General features: G+C 61.4%; 25 protein-coding genes. 14 read left to right on the forward strand and 11 right to left on the reverse strand.

The features are described from left to right. Window positions 1–19: 19 nt before the first annotated feature. From ACQZ40_RS13055 to ubiT, 4 genes are read right to left on the reverse strand one after another with little or no spacing between them, the layout of a single operon-like run. Window positions 20–403 carry a hypothetical protein gene (locus ACQZ40_RS13055; protein ID WP_448748102.1) on the reverse strand — a complete coding sequence of 128 codons (384 nt, stop codon included), beginning with the start codon at window positions 401–403 and terminating at the stop codon, window positions 20–22. After that, the gene (gene ubiV / locus ACQZ40_RS13060) at window positions 400–1338 is read right to left on the reverse strand and encodes a ubiquinone anaerobic biosynthesis protein UbiV (RefSeq protein ID WP_448748103.1); all 939 of its coding nucleotides are present in this window, start codon (window positions 1336–1338) and stop codon (window positions 400–402) included. Before ubiV ends, ACQZ40_RS13055 begins: the two co-directional genes overlap by 4 nt. A 5-nt stretch (window positions 1339–1343) precedes the next feature. After that, entirely contained in the window at window positions 1344–2321 is a 978-nt protein-coding gene (ubiU, locus tag ACQZ40_RS13065; protein WP_448748104.1) for a ubiquinone anaerobic biosynthesis protein UbiU, read from the reverse strand. Beyond that, complete coding sequence (ubiT, locus tag ACQZ40_RS13070; protein WP_448748105.1) at window positions 2312–2827, reverse strand: ubiquinone anaerobic biosynthesis accessory factor UbiT; 516 nt, start codon at window positions 2825–2827, stop codon at window positions 2312–2314. The genes ubiU and ubiT overlap by 10 nt, the downstream gene beginning before the upstream one ends. 149 nt (window positions 2828–2976) lie before the next feature. Between ubiT and ACQZ40_RS13075 the strand changes: the two genes are divergently transcribed. Genes ACQZ40_RS13075 through ACQZ40_RS13085 form a run of 3 tightly spaced genes read left to right on the forward strand, consistent with a single transcriptional unit; the run spans window position 2977 to window position 5466 of the window. Then, the gene (locus ACQZ40_RS13075; protein WP_448748106.1) at window positions 2977–3327 is read left to right on the forward strand and encodes a DUF488 domain-containing protein; all 351 of its coding nucleotides are present in this window, start codon (window positions 2977–2979) and stop codon (window positions 3325–3327) included. Window positions 3328–3382: 55 nt separating this feature from the next. Next, a complete protein-coding gene (locus tag ACQZ40_RS13080; protein ID WP_448748107.1) occupies window positions 3383–4897 on the forward strand; it encodes a UbiD family decarboxylase in 1515 nt (504 codons plus the stop codon). Beyond that, window positions 4894–5466, forward strand: coding sequence for a UbiX family flavin prenyltransferase (locus tag ACQZ40_RS13085; RefSeq protein WP_448748108.1), 573 nt, complete (start codon window positions 4894–4896; stop codon window positions 5464–5466). The genes ACQZ40_RS13080 and ACQZ40_RS13085 overlap by 4 nt, the downstream gene beginning before the upstream one ends. 22 nt (window positions 5467–5488) lie before the next feature. Here the strand turns inward: ACQZ40_RS13085 and ACQZ40_RS13090 are convergent, their stop codons facing one another. Together ACQZ40_RS13090 and ACQZ40_RS13095 are read right to left on the reverse strand one after the other, a co-directional pair. Continuing rightward, entirely contained in the window at window positions 5489–6166 is a 678-nt protein-coding gene (locus ACQZ40_RS13090; RefSeq protein ID WP_078053282.1) for an NnrU family protein, read from the reverse strand. A 12-nt stretch (window positions 6167–6178) separates the two neighbouring features. Further along, entirely contained in the window at window positions 6179–6334 is a 156-nt protein-coding gene (locus ACQZ40_RS13095) for a hypothetical protein (RefSeq protein WP_003504656.1), read from the reverse strand. A gap of 137 nt (window positions 6335–6471) precedes the next feature. On the opposite strand from ACQZ40_RS13095, the gene ACQZ40_RS13100 reads away from it, so the two are divergent. The 8 genes from ACQZ40_RS13100 to ACQZ40_RS13135 all read left to right on the forward strand — a co-directional run bounded on the left by ACQZ40_RS13100 (window position 6472) and on the right by ACQZ40_RS13135 (window position 13200). Further along, complete coding sequence (locus ACQZ40_RS13100) at window positions 6472–7005, forward strand: cytochrome c oxidase subunit 3 (RefSeq protein ID WP_448748109.1); 534 nt, start codon at window positions 6472–6474, stop codon at window positions 7003–7005. 5 nt (window positions 7006–7010) lie between these two features. Then, on the forward strand, window positions 7011–7301 hold the full coding sequence (locus ACQZ40_RS13105) for a hypothetical protein (protein ID WP_104679871.1): 291 nt from the start codon (window positions 7011–7013) through the stop codon (window positions 7299–7301). A 166-nt stretch (window positions 7302–7467) separates the two neighbouring features. Further along, the gene (locus ACQZ40_RS13110) at window positions 7468–7920 is read left to right on the forward strand and encodes a c-type cytochrome (protein ID WP_003520968.1); all 453 of its coding nucleotides are present in this window, start codon (window positions 7468–7470) and stop codon (window positions 7918–7920) included. Window positions 7921–7944: 24 nt separating this feature from the next. After that, the gene (locus ACQZ40_RS13115) at window positions 7945–9291 is read left to right on the forward strand and encodes a nitric-oxide reductase large subunit (RefSeq protein WP_020811069.1); all 1347 of its coding nucleotides are present in this window, start codon (window positions 7945–7947) and stop codon (window positions 9289–9291) included. A gap of 64 nt (window positions 9292–9355) precedes the next feature. Then, window positions 9356–10168, forward strand: coding sequence for an AAA family ATPase (locus ACQZ40_RS13120; RefSeq protein ID WP_448748110.1), 813 nt, complete (start codon window positions 9356–9358; stop codon window positions 10166–10168). A gap of 72 nt (window positions 10169–10240) precedes the next feature. Continuing rightward, window positions 10241–12139 (forward strand): VWA domain-containing protein, encoded by a 1899-nt coding sequence (locus tag ACQZ40_RS13125; RefSeq protein ID WP_448748111.1) that lies wholly within the window; start codon window positions 10241–10243, stop codon window positions 12137–12139. 143 nt (window positions 12140–12282) lie between these two features. Next, entirely contained in the window at window positions 12283–12588 is a 306-nt protein-coding gene (locus ACQZ40_RS13130) for a DUF2249 domain-containing protein (RefSeq protein ID WP_174040348.1), read from the forward strand. Between the two features lie 78 nt (window positions 12589–12666). Continuing rightward, window positions 12667–13200, forward strand: a complete 534-nt coding sequence (locus ACQZ40_RS13135; protein ID WP_142845978.1) for a DUF2249 domain-containing protein — start codon at window positions 12667–12669, stop codon at window positions 13198–13200. Between the two features lie 81 nt (window positions 13201–13281). Here the strand turns inward: ACQZ40_RS13135 and ACQZ40_RS13140 are convergent, their stop codons facing one another. Then, window positions 13282–14514, reverse strand: coding sequence for an NnrS family protein (locus tag ACQZ40_RS13140; RefSeq protein WP_448748112.1), 1233 nt, complete (start codon window positions 14512–14514; stop codon window positions 13282–13284). A gap of 236 nt (window positions 14515–14750) precedes the next feature. Between ACQZ40_RS13140 and nirK the strand changes: the two genes are divergently transcribed. From nirK to ACQZ40_RS13155, 3 genes are all read left to right on the forward strand, one after another. Beyond that, window positions 14751–15893: a copper-containing nitrite reductase gene (gene nirK / locus ACQZ40_RS13145; RefSeq protein WP_078053325.1), complete on the forward strand. Its 1143-nt coding sequence runs from the start codon at window positions 14751–14753 to the stop codon at window positions 15891–15893. Window positions 15894–15999: 106 nt separating this feature from the next. After that, complete coding sequence (locus ACQZ40_RS13150) at window positions 16000–16917, forward strand: SUMF1/EgtB/PvdO family nonheme iron enzyme (RefSeq protein WP_448748113.1); 918 nt, start codon at window positions 16000–16002, stop codon at window positions 16915–16917. A gap of 149 nt (window positions 16918–17066) precedes the next feature. Beyond that, entirely contained in the window at window positions 17067–17768 is a 702-nt protein-coding gene (locus tag ACQZ40_RS13155; protein ID WP_065655244.1) for a Crp/Fnr family transcriptional regulator, read from the forward strand. Window positions 17769–17826: 58 nt separating this feature from the next. Here ACQZ40_RS13155 and ACQZ40_RS13160 read toward each other — a convergent pair whose 3' ends face one another. From ACQZ40_RS13160 to ACQZ40_RS13175, 4 genes are all read right to left on the reverse strand, one after another. Further along, window positions 17827–18222, reverse strand: coding sequence for a c-type cytochrome (locus ACQZ40_RS13160; protein WP_080857834.1), 396 nt, complete (start codon window positions 18220–18222; stop codon window positions 17827–17829). A 69-nt stretch (window positions 18223–18291) separates the two neighbouring features. Then, the gene (locus tag ACQZ40_RS13165) at window positions 18292–18852 is read right to left on the reverse strand and encodes a gluconate 2-dehydrogenase subunit 3 family protein (RefSeq protein ID WP_448748114.1); all 561 of its coding nucleotides are present in this window, start codon (window positions 18850–18852) and stop codon (window positions 18292–18294) included. Beyond that, window positions 18852–20537 carry a GMC oxidoreductase gene (locus tag ACQZ40_RS13170; protein WP_448748115.1) on the reverse strand — a complete coding sequence of 562 codons (1686 nt, stop codon included), beginning with the start codon at window positions 20535–20537 and terminating at the stop codon, window positions 18852–18854. The genes ACQZ40_RS13165 and ACQZ40_RS13170 overlap by 1 nt, the downstream gene beginning before the upstream one ends. A gap of 150 nt (window positions 20538–20687) precedes the next feature. Continuing rightward, window positions 20688–21542 (reverse strand): sugar phosphate isomerase/epimerase family protein, encoded by an 855-nt coding sequence (locus tag ACQZ40_RS13175; RefSeq protein WP_448748116.1) that lies wholly within the window; start codon window positions 21540–21542, stop codon window positions 20688–20690. Window positions 21543–21579 lie beyond the last annotated feature (37 nt).

Genomic DNA, 21579 nt, shown 5'->3' on the forward strand with positions numbered 1-21579 from the left:
ACTGGGCCAAAAACAGGAATTATTCACCCTTCTTGAGTGAGAGCGCGTCCCGCAGGAGCCGCGAGCCCTCCTGAGCGGCGGCGGCGATATCGAGAAACATCAGGCTTGCGGTTTCAACCACACCTTCATCCACCGTGTCGTCTTCGGCAAAATCGCAGAGCATCTCGGTCAGGAGCGCGATCTTGCGACGCTCCTCGCGGGCGGCGGCCAGAAGCTTGACGATATTGCGCTGGCGCTCGAAATCCTCGAGTTCGCGCAGCGCCTCGTGCACCCTGTCGCGGCAGGCGCAATCAAGCGCGCTCTGCAAGACAATATCGCGCACCAGATGGATTGCCGCCGCGATATCCGCTCCGCCCGGTGCGGCTGCGGGCAGCTTTTGCTCGCTTTGCCCGTTCGTCGTCATGCATTCACCCCATGCGCCGTGTTGCGGGCGCGGGCGATCCAGGCCGCCCCTTCCTGCCCGTGGTGAAAACCATTGGAAAAGGGCACGTCCGGATAGATGTGCCCGAAACGTGCAAGACCGTCCTCCGCCTCCCGCCTGCCGGCCAGAACATCGTGATGGATTTGCGCCACCGCGACCATGTCGCAGTCCTGCGGCGACAGCCGGAAGCGGGTGATGCCGGCGGCGGCTAGGTCCTGCAATTCGCCAAGCAGCGACTGGCAGGTGTGCGACACCGTCTGCACGCCGTTCAGCGCCAGAAACGACTGCCGGTCGAGCGTGCGTACCGGCAATCCATCCGGATCGTCGCCGCAGACGAACTGGCAATTATCCTTGATATTGCCCTTGGCGCGGGCGTGGGCGCAGCGCGCCGAAATGGCGAGCGGCAGGCGGCCGAAGGCGAAGATTTCGAAATCCACATCGGGCGTCTGCGCCACGATGCGCTCCACCGAGGTCATCGGCAGTTCCGGCGGCAGGCATATGGCGCTTGCCCCACGCGAGGCGAGCAACCGCGCGGTCGCGGCATTATAGACATTCACCATCGGCCCGACGACATGCGGGGTGCCGTGCAGCATGCCGAGCGCGGAAAGATCGTTCGCCTCGACCGGATAGGGACTATCTGCGATCAGGCCTCGCAGGTGGCGGCTTTCCCGCTCCAGCGTCACCAGCGAAAGCGTCGACAGGATCACCTGTTTTCCCGCACTCTCCAGCCGCTCGATCACCTCTGCCAGATGCGGCTCGGTGAAATGAAACCGTTTGGAGCAGACGGTTTCACCGAGATAGACATGGCTGACGGGCGCTTCATCGGCGATGCGGAAATAGAAATCGCGCCATTTCTCCCCCTGCCAGAGATAGAGGACCGGGCCGAGCGCCAATGTGGCTTTTGCGGGTTTTGCCATCGCCGTCATCTCCAGCGTTTCTCATAAGCGCCGACGGTAGTGCGCTGGCCTTCGCTCAGGAGCCGCAGGCGGGAAAGCATTCTGCCGCGCTCCTCAGCACCGGCGGCAAGCGCCCGGTGGAGGGTGGAAACCACTTCCGCCACATAGGCCTTGCCGCGCTGGCGGCCCTCGATCTTCAGCGCGCTGACCCCTGCCTCGCGCAAGGCATCGATCTGGTCCATCACATCAAGCGACACCGGATCCTCAAAGGCATAGGACCTGTCATCGGCGATCTCGAAACGGCCCTTGCACAGCGTGGGGTAACCCGCCGCCTCGCCGGCGGGAAAACGGTTGATGGTGTAATCGCCAAGTTCCGACACCAGCGCCTGCCCGTCCTGCCGGTAGCGGACGTGGCTCGCCGGCGAGCAGACGCCGTTCATGTTGGGTGACTTGCCTGTGGCGTAAGACGAGAGCGAGCAGCGCCCCTCCGCCATGACGCAGAGACCGCCGAACACGAAGATTTCGATCTCACAGCGGATTTGCCGCGCCAGCCGGGCGATGTCGGGGATAGTCAGGGTGCGCGGCAGCACCACGCGTTTCGCGCCGAAGGCATCGACGAGGAAATTCACCGCATCCGCATTGGAGGCGGAGGCCTGCACGGAGACGTGGATACGCTGCTGCGGATGATGTTCCGCCACATGCGCCATCAGGCCGAAATCGGCAAGGATAAGCGCGTCCGCCCCCGCCTTCACGGCATCGGCCGCGCCGCGATACCAGATATCCTCATGCCCGGCGCGCATGAAGGTGTTGAGCGCCACGAAGGTCTGGACACCGCGCTTTTTCGCGTAAACGATGGCCTCGGCAAGTTCCTCGCGGGAAAAATTAAGGCCGGGGAAATTGCGGGCATTGGTTTCATCCCGAAACCCGCAATAGACCGCATCCGCCCCGGCATCCACGGCCTCGCGAAAGGCGGCAGGCGTTCCTGCAGGACAGATCAGTTCCATGACTCACCTCCCCGTGTTTCGGATAGAACATGGCCGCGCAGGCGGTTCGCAAGGCCCGTTACCATTGGCGCGAAAGGTCCGGCAAATGCACCGAGATCGCGCGGCAGATCGATGCCGCTATCATCAAGCGCATTGCGCAGCGCCAGCATCGCCTCCATATCGCCGGTGACGCTGAGATCGCGCGAGAAGAACAGCGCATCGGCATCCTGCCGCCCCTCCATCAGCGCAAGCAGCATGAAAAGCGGCCCTTCCACCGCCGCATCCACCTTCGGCAAGTGGGCCTTGCGGCTGACGGTGATGGCGGGACCTGCCGGCTCGACCATGAAGGCGAAGGGGAGATCGACGGGCAGAAAGGCGTAGCGCTTGCCACGATGTTCACCGAGCCGGACGAACACATCCGGATGCCGCTTCATGATCTGCGCCAGCATCGCCGCCGTCGCTCGCTGCACCACGGCAAGGGGCAGAAAATTCATGGGGCGGGCGATGGCGGCGGGAAAAGGTCTCATGAAAGGTCCTGTCGGCTCAGTTGCGGGCGGCAACCTAACCGCAGCGCGCGGGTGGCGGTTTGAGCGAACGCAAAGACAGGGAAATTTTCGGGTGCGCCTTCACAAAAGCCGCTATAATTCATTCACTTGCCAAGCGATGGAGGCCGCCCGTGTCCGATTTAATGGTCAAACGGATTTACGAACCCGCCAGCGACGATGACGGCGCGCGCATTCTGGTGGACCGGCTATGGCCGCGCGGCATGAGCAAGGAAAATGCAAAGCTTTCCCTGTGGATGAAGGACATCGCTCCCAGCAACGAATTACGCAAGAACTTCTCCCATATGCCGTCTCGCTTTGAGGAATTCACCCGGCATTATCATGAGGAGCTGGCCGCCAATCCCGATGCCGTGGCGCACATGAAGGAGCTGATGGCGAAGGGCCGGGTCACGCTGCTTTATGCCGCCCACGATATCGAACATAACCACGCCCTGGTTCTCGCCGACTATCTTCGTTCGCACTGAGCCGCATTTGCGGCAGCGCAAGGACATGCCGCACCGCCACCGGCAAATAGGCGGCATGAGAGACGAAGAAACAGAAACGAGACCCATCCGCACCGCCGATCTGCACGGTTTCATCCGGCTGCTGGAAGAACGTGGGCAGCTGCGGCGAATTCGCCAGCCGGTCTCGCTGGTGCACGAAATCACCGAAATCCACCGCCGCGTGCTTGCCGGTGGCGGGCCGGCGCTGCTGTTCGAGCAACCCGTCGACCATGAGGGCAAGGTGCGGGCGATACCGCTGCTTGCCAATCTTTTCGGCACGCGTCAACGTATCGAATGGGGGCTGGGGCTTGAGACCGACGGCCTGCCCGCACTTGGACAAAAGCTCGCCGAATTGCGCGAGCCGCGACCGCCGAAATCCATGGCCGAAGCGTGGGGTAAGCTGCCTCTTCTGAGAGCAGCACTTTCCATGCGGCCACGAAACGTCTCGCGCGCGCCGGTGCAGGAAAGGGTACTGACGGGTGACTCAATCGACCTTGCCTGCCTGCCGGTGCAATGGTGCTGGCCGGGCGAGCCGGCCCCGCTCATCACCTGGCCGCTGGTCATCACCCGTGCGCCTGACGATCCCGACGATATCAATGTCGGCATCTATCGCATGCAGGTGCTGGGGCCGGACAGGGTGATCATGCGCTGGCTGGCGCATCGCGGCGGGGCGCATCACCACCGGCTGTGGCAGGCGCGCGGGCTGGATATGCCCGTTACCGTCGCCATTGGGGCCGACCCTGCCACCATTCTTGCCGCCGTGATGCCGCTTCCCGACCATATCAGCGAGCTTGGCTTCTCCGGCCTGCTGCGCGGCTCGAAAAGCCGCATTGCCAGCGCCTTGACCGTGCCGATGCCGGTGCCGGCCAATGCCGAAATTGTGCTGGAGGGTACCGTTTCGGCAACGGAAACGGCACTCGAAGGGCCCTATGGCGACCATACCGGCTACTATAATTCGGTCGAATCCTTTCCGGTCATGACGCTCTCGGCCATCACCATGCGTCGCGATCCGATCTATCTTTCCACCTATACCGGCCGGCCGCCGGATGAGCCTTCTGTTCTCGGCGAAGCGATGCTCGAGATTTTCCTGCCGCTCGTGAAAAAGCAGTTTACGGAAATCGTCGATCTGTGGATGCCGCCGGAGGCCTGTTCCTACCGCATCATGGTCGCCTCCATCGACAAGCGTTATCCCGGTCAGGCAAAGCGGGTGATGATGGGGCTCTGGTCGATGTTGCCGCAGTTCAGCTATGTGAAGCTCATCATTCTGGTTGATCCCGACATTGATGTGCGCAACTGGGCGGATGTCATCTGGGCGCTCTCCACCCGCTTCGACGCCTCGCGCGATACGATGATCATAAACGATACGCCAATCGATTATCTCGACTTCGCCTCTCCTAAAGCCGGTCTCGGCGGCAAGATGGGGCTGGACGCCACCCGCAAGCTGCCGCCGGAAACGGAGCGTGAATGGGGCCGCGTGGTATCCATGACGCCTGACGTGATCGCAAAGGTGGATCTTATGTGGCGCGATCTCGGCCTTGGAGAATGGCCATGACCCCGTGCCGCGTCGTGGTCGGCGTCACCGGCGCCTCGGGTGCCGGCATTGCGTTGCGTATTATCGAGCGCCTTGCCGGGATGAAAAGCGTCGAAATCCATCTCGTCCTGTCGCAATCCGCCAGACGCACCGTGTTGCACGAGGAAGGGGCGCAAGCCATGGGGCGGATGTTTTCGCTCGCCAGCGTCAATCATGCCGTCGACGATATCGGCGCTGCGATTGCGAGCGGCTCTTTCCCGACGGCCGGCATGATCGTCGCCCCCTGCTCCATGCGCACACTTGCGGCCATTGCAACCGGGCTTTCGGACAATCTCCTCACCCGCGCCGCCGATGTGCATTTGAAAGAACGTCGGAAACTTGTGCTGATGACGCGCGAGACGCCGCTGCATATCATCCATCTGCGCAACATGTGCACGGTGACGGAGGCAGGTGCGATCGTCATGCCGCCGGTGCCGGCCTTTTATAACAGGCCGCAAAGCGTCGACGATATTGTCGACCAGCTCGCGGCCCGCGCCATCGACCAGCTCGGCATCGCTTCCGCGCCGCAGGCGCCGATATGGCAGCCGTAAGTGGTGAAGACGTCGTGAGCCATCAAAGATAGGCCATCGGGTCAGCACCAAAGAGCGCGGCATGGCCGCCGGCCAGCAGCCACCACACCGTCAACCCTGTCAGCGCTGCGGCTAACAGCATCGGCCCGTCCACGGCGAGGCGCGTTTTGCCTGTGAGAGCCGCCGCGAAGGGAATCGTACCGCTTCCGGCAGCCGCCAAGTTCCACGCATTCCCCAACCTTTTCCGGGCGCGTTTCGCGGTCATGGCCATTCCGCCGAGCGAAAACAGTGCAAAGCCGCCGAACAGGATGACGGAGCGCAGATCGCCATTCGGCACGACATGCCCCAACGACCAGCATAGAAAGCCGACGAGTACCGGGTGCCGCGTGATGCGCACGATTGCCCCCGGTCTATCTCCCTGCCGCACGGAAATGGAGAGCGGATTGACACTGAGAAGACCGGCCAGCACGAAAAACAGCCCAATCGGCGCCGCCAGAAAGGTGACATGCGCCTGCCAGGGCGCGACATCCCAAAGCGGAATATAATCGACCGACAGCGCGGCATAAAATACCCAGCCCAGCGTCAGAAGCGAGACCACGGAATAAGCCCCGAAATAGGCGGGCCTGCCGAGGGCCGCGATCAGACGGCCGCGCACGGCAGGGACGGCGGGAATGGAATGCAGCGCCACGAAAAGCGAAAGAGCGGCGACAAGTTCAAGCATGCGACTGTCTTCTCACTGGTTCAGGAACAGCACCGAAGCAATGGCCACGGAGGCAAGCACGGCGGAAACTGCACCCATGCGCTGCAACACACCCATACGGTACAACAGCACCGCAAAGCCAATGATAACAGGGGTTGCGACAATCAGCCCGACCTGCGCGTCGTTCATGGGAAGCTCCATTTTCCAGAGTTGCGCTTTGTCATGACAATAGGGCTTTGCACGCTCCCTTCTTTGACCGACCGCAAAGAAGCGGGGTTTGAGGACGCCTAAGCGTGGCTTGCTGTTTTATAATTACGGACAAGACCATGGCGATCAATACGGAAGAGGAAAGCGGAAACCTGCTTTTGTGGATTCTGGTCTGGAGCGAACTTGCCGCTTTCGGCGCGCTGACCGGCGCATTCATCATTGCCTTCACCCTCAATCCCGAGGCCTTCGCCGCCGCGCGCCAGCATCTGCAGCCACAACTTGCCGGTCTCAACACGCTGATTTTACTGGCAAGCGGCTGGCAGGCGGCCGTCGCGGCCAGCCGCTGCACCGCGCTGGCGGGCAAAAGACGGGCACTTGTGCTTGCCGGCCTGCTGGGCTTCGCTTTCGTCGGTGTAAAACTCTATGAATATTCCACCGAAATCGCCTTCGCCTCCGATCCCGCCTATGGCGCTTTCTTCGAGCTCTATTTTCTGCTCACCGGCTTCCACCTGCTGCATGTCGTCTTCGTGGCCGCGCTGCTGTTTCTCGTCGCAGTCTTCCCCAAAAACGAGAACGTCACGCTGGTGACGACGCTGTGGCATGTGATCGATCTGGTCTGGATCGTCATTTTTCCCATCGTCTATCTGGTTTGACAATCATGATCCACCGCACCTCCCGCCAGCTTGCAAGAAGTTTTGCAGCACTCGCCATTCTTGTTCTTGCCGGTACGGCCGTCGTGACATCTTGGAAAGCGGCGCTTCTGCCGCCGGTCGCCGCCGCCTGCCTGATGCTGCTTTTCGCGCTCCTGAAATCCAGACGCGTCATCGACGATTTTCTGGGTTTTGGCGAAGAGCGAGGCCTGCTGCGCACAGCACTTCTGGCATGGCCGGCCATCTTTGCCGCCGCGGCCCTGTTGCGGGCGTTCCTGCAGGGCATTTTGTCGCTCTGAAAAGGCGGACCACACCACCTCTCCACTTGTTTGCCAAAAGGCAAAGAACGCCGGCGGCCAGCGGCTAGAAAGGGGCGAGACCCTAAGCCTGCCGGCAAATTCCGGCGCGAGGGTTCGATCAAGCCAGTCCGCATAAGCGGTCTTCCGGATGGAAAGGACCATTGGCATGGCAGAACGCCTGACCAAAACAGGAGCGCGAAACGTCTTTTACGGCGGCTCCATCTTCTTCTTCGCCATATTCGTCGGGCTGACCGCCCATAGCCATTATTACATGCGCACCACCTCGACGGATGAAAGCACGCTGACCGAAAGCGTCGCGCGCGGCAAACACGTGTGGGAGAAAAACTCCTGCATCAACTGTCACACGCTGCTCGGCGAAGGCGCCTATTTCGCGCCCGAACTGGGCAATGTCTGGAAGCGCTATGGCGGCGTGGAAGACAAGGAAGCGGCGCGCGATTCCATCAAGGCGTGGATGGCCGCCCAGCCCACCGGCATCGAAGGCCGCCGCCAGATGCCGCAGTTCAATCTCACCGAACAGGAACTCGATGATCTCGTCGACTTCCTCGAATGGACGAGCCGGATCAAGACGCAGAACTGGCCGCCGAACGATGCGGGTTGAGGCTGACGGCAAGGAGATGACGAGATGAAATACCAGACGCAAAAAGTCGCCATGCTGTATTTTTACGGCGCAATCGGGCTGTTCGTGGCGCAGATCCTGTTCGGCGTCGTCGCCGCCACGATCTACGTGCTGCCCAATACGCTTTCCGAGCTTCTGCCCTTCAACATCGTGCGCATGATCCATACCAATGCACTGGTCGTGTGGCTGTTGATGGGCTTCATGGGCTCGACCTTCTATCTTCTGCCGGAAGAAACGGAAACGGAGCTTTACAGCCCCAAACTCGCCATCGCGCAGTTCTGGATCTTCCTAGTGGCCGCCGCGGTTGCCGTGGTCGGTTATATGTTCCGCATCCACGAAGGCCGCGAATTCCTCGAACAGCCCTTTGCGATCAAGGTCGGCATCGTGCTTGTCGTACTGATGTTCCTGTTCAACATCACAATGACGGCGCTGAAGGGCCGCAAGACCACCGTCATCAACATCCTGCTCTTCGGCCTCTGGGGTCTGGCCATCTTCTTCCTCTTCGCCTTCTACAACCCCATGAACCTGGCGCTCGACAAGATGTACTGGTGGTACGTCATCCATCTGTGGGTGGAAGGCGTGTGGGAACTGATCATGGCCTCGATCCTCGCCTTCCTGATGATCAAGCTCAACGGCATCGACCGCGAAGTGGTGGAAAAATGGCTCTATGTCATCGTCGGCCTTGCCCTCTTCTCGGGCATTCTCGGCACCGGCCACCATTATTACTGGATCGGCGCGCCGGGTTACTGGCAGTGGATCGGCTCGCTGTTCTCGACGCTGGAAGTGGCCCCCTTCTTCACCATGGTCATCTTCACCTTCGTCATGACCTGGAAGGCCGGCCGCAAGCATGAGAACCGCGCAGCGCTTCTGTGGTCGATCGGCTGCTCGGTCATGGCCTTCTTCGGCGCCGGCGTCTGGGGTTTCCTGCACACGCTGTCTTCGGTGAACTATTACAGCCACGGCACGCAGCTCACCGCCGCCCACGGCCACCTCGCCTTCTTCGGCGCCTATGTGATGCTGAACCTTGCCATGATGGCCTATGCCGTGCCGGAAATGAAGAAACGCGCGCCCTACAACCAGTGGCTTTCGATGACGAGCTTTTGGGTCATGTGCACGGCCATGTCGGTCATGACCTTCGCGCTGACCTTTGCCGGCGTGGTGCAGATCCAGCTTCAGCGGGTCATGGGCGAAAGCTTCATGGATGTGCAGGACCAGCTGGCGATCTTCTACTGGATCCGCCTCGGCTCCGGTTTCGCAGTTCTCATTTCGGCAATCATGTTCATCTGGGCAGTTCTGGTGCCGGGCAAGCAGAAACAGGGCGACGTCGCCCGCCTCGTACAGCCCGCCGAATGAGAAACGGACCGGCTCTCCTTTTCCCCCGGAGAGCCGGTCCTTACCATCAACCATGGAGATGACCATGAATACGATTTTCCGCCCCGCGCCGCAGCCTTTGCCGGACGCGCCGTTTTACACCCCGCTTGGCAATGAATGCACGCTGTTCGAAAGCGCCTGGGTGCGGCAATTGCCGCTGCTGCTGAAAGGTCCGACAGGTTGCGGCAAGACCCGTTTCGTCAGCCATATGGCAGCGAAACTCGGCCTGCCGCTTTCCACCGTTTCATGCCATGACGATCTTGCCGCCGCTGATCTGACCGGCCGTTACCTGCTGAAAGGCGGCGAAACCGTGTGGATGGACGGCCCGCTGACACGATCTGTGCGCCAGGGCGGCATATGTTACCTCGACGAGATTGTGGAAGCGCGCAAGGATGTGGCCGTTGTGCTGCATCCGCTCACCGACGACCGCCGTATCCTGCCGCTGGAGCGCACCGGCGAGGTTCTGGAAGCGCCCTCCGGCTTCATGCTCGTCGTATCCTACAATCCCGGCTATCAGAACCTTTTAAAGAGCCTGAAACCCAGCACCCGCCAGCGTTTCGTCGCCATCGAATTCGACTTTCTGCCGAAGGAACAGGAAATCGCCGTCGTGTCGCATGAAAGCGGGCTGGATGCGCGCGAAGTCGAGCCGCTCGTCGATCTCGCCCACCGGCTGCGCGGCCTGAAAGGCCACGATCTGGAAGAAGGCGTCTCCACCCGCCTGCTCGTTTATTGCGCCAGCCTCATCGATACCGGCCTTCCCGCCCGTCAGGCCGTGCGCGCGGCGATGATCGAACCGCTGACCGACGAGCCGGATGTGAAGGCCGCGCTGCATGAAGTCGCGGATGCGGTCATCCGATAAGGCACATTTATATCCATATCTGAATGCGCGGTATTACCCGCGCATTCCGGCTCGATGCCATGAGGATAAACCATGCTGGATTTTCTGGAACTGGAAGAAACCGTCGGCCGCGCCTGGCACAGGCTGATCGGCGAAACCGGCACATGGCTGCGCTTTCCCGATCACGCCGTCAGGCTGGAAGACATGCAGACCGTGCTGGCCATATGTTTCCGCGGTTTTGGCGGTGAACACGCGGTGCAGATCGCCCCGGCGCGCGCCCGCACCTCCAGACACCGGCTGAGGCTTCGCCAGCGCATGGGTCTCGGCGAAGAAAAGCTTGCCCAGCCCGGCCGCGATCATGCCACGCTGATGCTGCCCCCGGTGCTCGATCTGTTTCCCGACCGCCGCCTCAATCGCGATCTTTATCTCTGGCTCGCTGCCGCCATGGCGATGATGCCGCTTGAACCAGTCATGGCTGCCGACCCGTTGCGCAACGATCTTGCCCGGCTCAACCGCGCCGCGGAACTGGCCGAGACCGTAACCCGTACTTTTCCCGGCATGAAGACCCGCTATCGCCGGCTTTGCGCCGCCATGCTCGCGGTGCGGCAGAAGCGGCCGCTGCCGCAGGCGGAACAGCAGGTGGAACAGCGGGTGCTTTCCATGCTGGCCGATGCAGCAGGGATCGAAGGCTATCCGCCGCCCGTCGGTCTTCTAGCCAAAGCGCCGCCGCGTTATCTGCCGATGCTGCCGGTGCCGCTATGGCCGGACACGCTGCTGCGCGAAACATCCGAGGCCAGGCAAAGCGAAGACCAGCCGGCGGTGAGCGCAGCACCACAGGGGGCGGAAGCGGCCCGCCATATCGCCGTGCGCGAAAAGACGGAGAACCGGCAGACCGAGCGAAGCCCCTTCATCCTCAACCGTTTCGAAAAAATCCTAGCCATGGCGGAGATGGTCAATGTCGACCGTCCCGGGGACGACAGCGACGATGCCGACGGCAGTGCGGCGGACGAGCTGGACGACATGACGCTGGGTGAAAGAAAGGGACGGCCCTCCGCCCGCTTCCGCTTCGATCTGGACCTGCCGCCCGAAGCACTGAACCATACCGCGCTTACGGCGGAACTGACCTATCCCGAATGGGATTATCGCAGCAGCAGCTATCTCGCCGATCATTGCCGGGTCATCGCCGGTCCGGCGAAGGGTGCCGAAACGGCACCGGAACCCGACCCGGACACCAAAAGCCTCATCCGCCGGGTCAGGCGGCAATTCGAGGTGCTGAGACCGCGCCACGAGATGCTGCGCGCCCAGCTTGACGGCAACGATCTCGATCTTGACGCCGTGGTGCGCGCCAGAAGCGATATCGCCGCCGGAGGACAGGGCAGCGACCGCATCCATATGGCTAGTCGCCCGCAGGCGCATGATCTCGCCGTAACGATCCTCGTTGACGTATCGCTTTCGACCGATGCCTGGTTCGACAATCGCCGGGTTCTCGATGTGGAGAAGGAAGCCCTGCTGGTGCTTGCGCACGGGCTTTCCGCCTGCGGTGACAGTCACTCCATCCTGACCTTCACCTCCCGCCGCCGTTCCTGGGTGCGGGTGGAAACGGTGAAGGATTTCGAGGAGCCGATGGGCCACGCTGTCGAGCGGCGCATCGCGGCGCTGAAACCCGGCTTCTACACCCGCATCGGCCCCGCCATCCGCCATGCCAGCGCCAAGCTGCGTGAGAGGCCGGAGCGCCGCAAGCTGCTTCTGCTGCTGACGGATGGCAAGCCGAACGATGTCGACCATTATGAGGGCCGCTTCGCCATCGAGGACAGCCGTCGCGCGGTTTCCGAGGCGCGGCGCTCTGGCGTCAGCGTCTTCGGCGTGACTGTCGACAGCAAGGCGCAATCTTATATTCCGGCCATGTTCGGCCAGAACGGTTATGCCATCGTCAACAGGATCGCCAAGCTGCCATCGGCGCTGCCGGCAATCTATCGCAGCCTTGCCGGCTGATTGTCGCGCAGACGGACCTGACGAATCTCAGGTTTGTTTGCGCGGCGACAATGTCTCCAGACCGCCTGGCGGATAGGTTTTTCCAGTCCGCCGGCCGGCCGCACCGCCGGACATCATTCCATCCGCGGCCGTGGAGCCAGCCTATGTCCGAAGCCCAAACCGCAACCAATATCGATGTGCGCATCATTCCGCATCGCGAACGTCATCCGCGCATTTTCGGTGCGCTCGGCGCGTTGACCGAGGGTCAATCGCTGCAGATCACCAGCGATCACGATCCCCGTCCGCTGCTTTACCAGCTGGCCACCAATTTTCCCGGTCAGTTCGGCTGGGAATATCTCGAACAGGGCCCGGAAGTCTGGCGCCTCGATATCGGCCGGCTTGAAGAACGGGCCGAAGGTTCCGAGGACGATATGTCCGGCTGCGAATGCTGCTGCGGATCCGAACATTGACCCCTGCCCCGGCCGTGTGGTGAAAAGACCTCTGGCGGCCGGCCCTTGCCGCCGCCAGCCGACAGATGAGGTGATGCAATGACGGAAATGATCAGGGAACTCGATGTCCGGCCGCTTTTGCTGAGCGGCGGCGAGCCCTTTCCGGCCATCATGGAAGCCGTGGCCGGACTTGCGCCGGGTGAGGCGCTGCGATTATACGCCACCTTCCGGCCCGTTCCGCTGTTCAAGGTGATGGCAGAGCGCGGTTTCGACCATCAGGTGAGGGAAATCGGCGGCGGCGACTGGGAAGTGCTGTTCACACCGCAATCCACTGAAGTGGAGCAGATTTCCGTGTCGCCGGCGCTTGCGGGCAATGCTGAGGAGCCGCAGATATGGCCCGATCCGGTCATTTATCTCGATCTAAGCGACGAAACGGCCGAAGGCCAGGCGAGCCGCACGCTTACAGCACTCGACCGCCTTCCGCCCGGCGCCGTGATCTTCGTGCTGATGCCGCAGGAGCCGACCTTTCTTTACCCGGAGCTTCTGGCCCGGGGCCATCAATGGGCCGGCAATTTCGACGAGGCGCGCACGGCGTTTCGCATCTTCATCCGCGCCGGTGCCGGCGCGCATTAAGCCGGATATCAAATCCCTCGATAACGAAACGCCCCGGAAATTGCTTCCGGGGCGTTTCGTTTTGGCGGCGTCGCAAGCAATCTAGGCTTTCAGCGGTTTGCGCTCGCGCGTCAGGATCGGCCCATATTCAACACAGAAGAGACCGAAACCCACGATCCAGAAGAGCGCCGAGCAGGCGTAGAGATGCATCATCGCGCCGGGGAAGAACTCGGCTGCCGGTCTCAGCAGCGCGCAGGCGATCAGCGCGACATAAGCGGCGATGGTGACCCTGCTGGCCGCGAGCTTGCGCCCGGTATGGCCAAGGCTCGCTCTTGTCATCACCGCAAGCATCATGCAGCCGATGACGCCCACGGTGAAGACATGCAGGACGGAACGCGTGTCCATGACGTCAAGAGCCGCCAGCGCTATGGTGATGAAACCGACGGGAATGAAGGCATAGGCGACATGCAGCACCACCAGCACCTGCTCCGGCCAGGTCGTCCAGCCGCGCCAGCGGATAAGACGCACGGCGTGCATGAACGCCGCCAGAAGCGCCGTTGGTACGGCCACGATGCTCTCGGGCTCTATTGTCCAGACGGCCAGCGCCGCGATACCGGTCAGGATGGCTGCGGTGTCGAAGCCGTTATAGGGGACTGGAAAATCCGTGCGGCCGAAACGGTTCAGCCAGTTGCGGGTAAAACTCGGCACGATGCGGCCGCCGACGATGATGACAAGCACGGTATAGGCACAGACCGCAAGGCGGGTCGCGATCTGGCTATGATCGCCCCCAATCGCTGCAACGTGGAATACGATGTTGGCGACGGAAAGCGCCAGCAGCCCGCCCAGCACCTTCAGGTCCTTCCATTTGCGCCCGGCAATGACCTCACGCGCGCAGATCGCCAGAAGCGCCGGCAGGAAAAGCCCGTCCACGGCTGCGGCGGTGACCAGGCCCACCGTGCCCGGCACAAGCAGGAAAAGCCGGCCGGCGCACCAGAGCGCAAACAGCCACACCAGCGGTTTGCCCGATACCGGCAGCCGCCCCGTCCAGTTCGGCACAGCGGTCAGAAGAAAGCCCGCCAGCACTGCCGAAGCGAAACCGAACAGCATCTCATGGGCATGCCAGTTCGGTGCGCCATAATCCCCGCCGAGGTCGATGAAGCCCGAAAGGGCTGCGATCCACAACACCATCGCCACGATGGCCCAGAGGGCGCCGCCGAGGAAAAACGGCCGGAAGCCGTAAGAAAAGATAACCGGGCCGGTGCGCGCCAGCCCTCTTGGAATGCCGCCCTTTGGCCGGCTGCGCCCTTGGGTGAGAACGGTTTCGCTGCCACTCATTATAATGCTCCTTGCTTGGTCTTGACATATGTCTAGACGCAAGCCCGTCCGGCTTCTTTGCGAACAGGCAAAGAGGCGGTGCGACGCTTCCTCACCGGCCTTCAGCCGCCTGCCAAAATGTCGCAGGGTGCCGAAAGCGAAGTTTGCTCCATCTCAAATTGTATTTCCGCCCCTCCGCTACAAATGCGGTGACAGAGCGAAACATGCTCTGCCCCAAGAGGGATAGGAGAAGAATGATGACGGAAACCTTCCACATCACACGGCGTAATATTCTCGCAGGCGCAGCATTTGCAGGGGCTATAGCTCCCGTCATCATGCCATCGGCAGCGAGCGCGGCAGAGGAAAAGAAGGCCGCAGCCAAGCCATTGACGAGCGCGGAGATTGCAGCGCTACCTCGCGTAAAGGTTGATCTCGTCAAACCGCCCTTCGTGCACGCCCACACGCAGAAAGCCGAAGGTGGACCGAAGATCGTCGAGTTCACGCTGACGATCAAAGAGCAGAAGATGGTCCTTGACGACAAGGGCACCGAGGTCCACGCTATGACCTTCAACGGTTCGGTTCCCGGGCCTCTGATGGTGGTGCATCAGGACGACTATGTCGAACTGACCCTCATCAACCCTGATAGCAACGAGCTGCAGCACAATATCGATTTCCACTCGGCCACCGGCGCGCTCGGCGGCGGCGGGCTCACCATCGTCAACCCCGGTGAAAAAGCGATCCTGCGCTTCAAGGCCACCAAGGCCGGCGTCTTTGTCTATCACTGCGCACCTCCCGGCATGGTGCCCTGGCACGTCACCTCGGGCATGAATGGCGCGATCATGGTGTTGCCGCGAGAGGGCCTGACGGACGGCCACGGCAAGGAACTTGTTTATGACAAGGTTTATTATGTCGGCGAGCAGGACTTCTACATCCCGCGCGACGAGAACGGCAATTTCAAGAAATATGAAAGCGCCGGCGACGCCATGGCCGACACGCTGGAGGTGATGCGCAAGCTGACGCCGAGCCACATCGTCTTCAACGGCGCAGTCGGCGCCCTGACGGGGGAACATGCTCTTCAGGCCGCCGTTGGCGAGAAGGTGCTGATCGTCCATTCGCAGGCAAACCGTGATACCCGTCCGCACCTCATCGGCGGCCATGGCGATTATGTCTGGGCGACGGGCAAGTTCCGCAACCCGCCGGATCTTGACCAGGAAACCTGGTTCATCCCCGGCGGCACGGCGGGTGCGGCCTTCTATACCTTTGAGCAACCCGGCATCTATGCCTATGTCAACCACAACCTCATTGAAGCCTTCGAACTGGGCGCGGCCGCCCACTTCAAGGTGACGGGTGAGTGGAACAACAACTTGATGCAGGCGGTGCTTGCCCCATCGAGCATCTGACGCAAACCGGAGCGCGCCGCCAGCAGGTGCGGCGCGCTCCCCCTTCTGCTATGCGGCCTGAAAGCAGGCCCGAACTCTGGCGTCTTCTCGACGCAGGCAGGTTCCCATGGGCATTCCCGGCAACAGCCATTTCCCAAATGCCGTCTCGCTTCTTTTGCCGCTCTCGATTGCCACGCTGCTGGCAACGGCCATCGGTTTCCAGTCCGGGATCATCCGCAGCGGCATTGATGACCGCGCGGCCATGATGGCTCCACAGGTCGTTACGGTGCCCGCCGGACATTTCACCTACCGGGCGGAGGGCGAATATTTCCGCAACGGTTATGCCGTCGATGGCCCGATGGTAGACGTAACGATGCGGCAAAATCTGACGATCATGAAATATCAGGTGTCGAGCGCGGATTATGCGCGCTGCGTCGCAGACGGCGGCTGTCAGCAGCCGGAGCCCGGCTTTGCCACTCCGGTCGGTGGCGCGATACCGGCAACCGGCATCAGCCAGGATGACGCCCGCGCCTATGCAAAGTGGGTGAGCGAGCGGACAGGCGAGGTCTGGCGCCTGCCGAGCGACGCTGAACTGGCCTTCGCCGCCGGGTCGCTTTTCCCGGATGAGACGCTCGGTGTGGCAGCGGACAGTGAAAACCCCGCTTTGCGCTGGCTGGCCGATTATGAGCGGCAGACCAGCCGCAAGGCCTCGGGCAATCCCGTTCCGCAATCCTATGGCAGCTTCGGCGAAAACGAATATGGCCTTGCTGATTTCGGCGGCAATGTCTGGGAATGGACCTCGAGTTGCAGCCGCCGCGTGACACTCGGCAAGGATGGCGAGGTAGTCGATACCGTCGCCTCCTGCGGCATTCCCGTCGCTTCGGGAAAACACCGGGCGGCGATGAGCGCCTTCGTCAAGAACCCGAAGAGCGGCGGCTGCGCCGTCGGCGTGCCGCCGGATAATCTGGGTTTCCGGCTGGTGAGGGATACGCGCTGGTATGCGCCGCTTCTCGAAAAGCTTGGCGCAACCGCTCTATTTTCTTGATAATCGTCAATAAAAACAATCGGTTGATTCATATCATTTGATCTTCTTCAGCCCGTGATAGTGCTGTATTGTGAGGATACAGAAGAGGCCGACACCCGGGTGCCCATTGCGGGAACCAGGGCGGCGGCCAATCACCGGAGAGGGTGCAAGTGAAGATTGACCGAAGCGTCATCCGGTCGCTGGCCTTGTTTGCCAAGATGGCCGACGATGAGCTGGACGGGCTGCTGACCCACGCCACATCCCGGCTGGTGCCGCCGGGCGAAGCCATTTTCGAGCAGGGGCAGCCGGCCACGCATTTCTTCCTGCTCATCCACGGCCGCCTGAAGGTGACGCAGGTGACCCATGATGGCCAGCAGATCATCGTGCGGGTGGTGCATCCCGGCGATCTCTTCGGTTTTGCCCGGGCGCTGCAAAGGTTGGATTATCCCGGCACCGCCACGACGGCTGCCGAAAGCGTCATACTCTCCTGGCAGACGGACCTCTGGCCGCAATTCGTCGAACAGAACCCGCATCTTGCCGTTTCCGCCATGCAGACCATCGGCCAGCGTCTCGAGGAAGCCCATACACGTATCCGCGAAATGTCGACGCAGGAAGTGGAGCGCCGGGTGGCCCACGCGGTGCTGCGCCTCTCCCAGCAGGCGGGGCGCAAGGAGCTGGACGGTATCCGCATCGACTTTCCAATCTCGCGACAGGATATAGCCGAAATGACCGGCACGACACTGCACACCGTTTCCCGCATCCTCAGCAGTTGGGAGAGTAAGGGGCTGGTGCAGGGCGGACGGCAGAAGCTTCTGGTCTGCAATCTGCCGGGCCTCGCGCAGCTGGCGGAGGGCGAAGTGAGCCAGGTGTAGCGCGCAGGCGCCTGACCTTCGCCAGGAGTTTTACCTCCACCGAGCAGCCGCGCTGCTCTCACTCAGCCGGCTTCGAAGCGGCGCTTTCGATATAGGCGATGAGATTGTCCAGATCTTCCGGCTTGCTGATGCCGGCCAGCGCCATCTTGTTGCCGGGTATTTTCTTTTTGGGCGCGCTCAGGAAATCCCGCAATTCTTCCGGTGTCCAGACGAGACCGTCCTCGCCCGCTTTTTTCATCGCAGCCGAATAAGTATAGTCAGGCACGCCGCCCGCTGCACGGCCGATGATACCGTTAAGCTGCGGGCCGACCCTGTTTTTCGCACCCTCGCCTATGGCGTGGCAGGCGGAACAGCGCTTGAAGACCGCCTCCCCCTTGGCAACATCGCCCTCCGAAAGAGCGGGAACGGTGCTTGCGGTCAGCATAGCCGCCGCGATGATTACTGTCTTGCGCATCGTGTCATCCTTGTCTTGCCGCTTGAGTGTGGCCCGTCTGCAAATGCGGACGGGCCAACGGTTCTCTCTTCAGGTCGTGCCCCAGGCGGGCGTGCCCTTCTTGTAGGGAACGCGATCTTCGAAACCGCCGGGAATTTCGTCGTAGACGAGAACTTCCGTGGCCCCGATCTTCGAGGTGAAGAAGCCGAGCAGCGTCAGTTGCTTGACCAGCGTGAAGGCGTGCGGCTTTGCCGGCGTCTGTTCCGCCTTGGCCTGCTTGTCCAGCGCGGCAAGCAGCGCCTGCCGCTGTTCCGGCGTCAGCTCCAGAAAGCCCTTCTTGTGTTCGGCCTGACTGCGCTTCTCGATGTCGGAAATCGCCGAAAGGAAAAGTGTCCGCTGTTCGTCGGTATAACAATCGGCCGCATAGACGGCCATGAATGCACCCACTTCAGCATCCTTCGCCCCCGGCGTGGAGGTGCGGGGAATGATGGTTTCCGCCACCTCGTCCAGAAAGCGGATTTCCTCCGGGGTGAAGACGTGGGTAGCGCCGGCGGGCCTAGTGGCGTTTTCAGCAGCCGTGAGGACATCCGCGCCGATCAGCGGAAGGCCGGTGGCAATGGCTATGAGTTTCAGCAGTTCGCGTCTATTCATCACAGGTTCCCCTTCTTGCGTTCGGAAACGGCAAAATCGGCGGCACGCGCCGTCAGCGCCATATAGGTCAGAGACGGGTTGACGCAGGAGGCCGAGGTCATGCAGGCGCCGTCCGTCACAAAGACATTGGGCGCATCCCAGACCTGGTTGTTGCCGTTGAGGACGGAGGTTTTCGGGTCGCGCCCCATGCGGGCCGTTCCCATTTCGTGAATGCCCATGCCCGGCGCATAGCTGCCCCGCGATGGTTTGACGTTCTTGATGCCGACCGCCTCGAACATTTCGACGGCGTCATTGACCATGTCTTCGCGCATGTCGAGTTCGTTCTGCTTCATCTCGACATTCATGGAGAGGACCGGAAGGCCCCATTTGTCCTTCTTGTCATGATCGAGCTTCACGCGGTTGTCGTGATAGGGAAGCATTTCACCGAAGGCGGTCATGCCGATGGTCCAGCCGCCCGGATCGGTCAGTGCCTCCTTGTAGTCGGCGCCGATATTGAGTTCGGCGATCTCCCGTTCCCAGCGCGAGCGGCTGGCGGAGCCCTGATACCCGAAACCGCGCAGATATTTACGCTTGTCGTCACCGGTATTGCGGAAACGTGGAATGTAGAAGCCCGCCGGACGGCGGCCCTTGAAATAGAAGTCCTTGAAACCTTCCACCTGACCTGTCGCGCCCATGCGGAAATGGTGGTCCATCACGTTATGGCCGAGCTCGCCGGAGCTGCTGCCGAGACCGCCTTCCCAGACATCGGTGGCCGAGTTCATCAGCACCCATGTCGAGTTCAGCGTCGAGGCATTGAGGAAGATGATGTCGGCGGTGTATTCGTAGGTCAGGTTGGTTTCGGCATCGATGATCTCGACGCCGCGCGCCTTTTTCTTGTCCTTGTCGTAGAGGATTTCCTTGACGATGGAGAAAGGCCTGAGCGTCAGATTGCCGGTGGCGACCGCCGCAGGCAGGGTCGAGGCCTGCGTGCTGAAATAGCCGCCGAAGGGACAGCCCAACCGACACTTGTTGCGGAACTGACAGCGCGTGCGCTCCTGATCGGGAAGTTCCTGGGTGATGTTGGCGCAGCGCGAATTGATGAGGTGGCGCGTGCCCTTGAACGCCTTCTTCAGCCGGCTGGCCACATCCTGCTCGACGAAATTGAGCGGAATGGGCGGCAGGAATTCGCCATCAGGGAGAATTTCCAGCCCCTCGCGGCTGCCGGAAATGCCTGCGAAGCGCTCGACATAGTCATACCAGGGAGAAACGTCTTCATAGCGGATTGGCCAATCAACGGCGATGCCTTCTTTCGCATTGGCCTCGAAATCGGTCTGCGACCAGCGATAGGTCTGGCGGCCCCAGAGCAGCGAGCGGCCGCCGACATGATAACCGCGGAACCAGTCGAAGCGCTTTTCTTCGACATAAGGCGTTTCCTGCTCATCGGCCCACATGCCGAGCGTTGCTTCTTCCAGCAGGTAATCGCGGCTGAGAACGGGGTATTTCGCCTTCATCTCCTGCGTTGCGCGGTTGCGATGGGGGTAATCCCAGGCTTCCTTCTCGGCATTCTGATAGTCGGTTATGTGCTCGATATTACGGCCGCGCTCCAGCATCAGGACCTTCAGGCCCTTTTGCGTAAGTTCCTTTGCGGCCCAGCCTCCACTGATGCCCGAGCCGACAACAATCGCATCATAATGATTGTTTGCCATGATAACTCCTCCGATGTGAGCTTGGAAAAAACGACAGGACAAAGCGCTTCCCGTCGCGGCGCGGCGGAAAATGGTCATGCGTCTGTCGAACCTCATGCTCCCCGCCGAAACCGGCCGCCGGGGAGCGGTTCTGGTTTTTACTGGCAGTGTTTACTGAATGGTCGGAAGGCGTTCATTGAGGAACGCGTTGCCCTTGGTCACGACGGCTTCAGCATCGAGCGGAAGATCGTGTTCAAGGATGAACCATTTTGCGCCGGCATGTTTGGCCGCCGGCAGGATCGTTTTCCAGTCGAGAACGCCGGTGCCGAGTGTGGCGAAGCCGCGCTCGTTTTCCGCCGTGCCGGCCGGTGCATTGTCCTTGGCGTGGATGGCGAAAACCTTGCCCTTCAACGTGCCGAGGAATTCGGCCGGATCATTGCCGCTGCGCGCCACCCAGGCGACATCGACTTCGGCCTGCAGTTTCGGGCCGGCGGCATCGAGCAGCAGCTCAAGCGCCGTCTTGCCATCGAATTTGACCATCTCGAAGTCGTGGTTGTGATAGGCCATGGAGAGGCCTGCTGCGGAAAGCTTGTCCGCGTAACCGCCAAGCTCCTTGCCGAAGGCGGTCCAGCCGGCGGCGTCCTTCGGGCGGTCTTCCGGCTTCAGGAACGGCACGGTAACGACCGGATTGCCGACAGCCTTCTGCTCGGTGATGACCGCATCGAGATTGCCGCGCAGCTTGTCGATCGGCACATGCGAGGAAATGACCTTGATCTTGTGCTTTTCCAGCAGCGTGTTCAGTTCGCCGGCGCTGACCTTCTGCATATCCACCGTTTCCACGGCGGAGACGCCGGCGCGGTTGAGAATGGCAAGCTGTTCTTCCAGCGTTCCGGAATTGCGCAGGGTGTACATCTGCGCGGCAATCGGCAGCGTCTTGCTGTCATCGGCAAAAACCGGATTTGCGAAACCGGCCGCCAATGCGACAACGACTGCCATGCCAGCGAATTTTGACTTGAACGTTTTCAAACGCGTAACTCCCTTTCCGTTTGATCAATGTGACGAC

This window comes from Agrobacterium sp. 16-172Ci, from assembly GCF_053522725.1.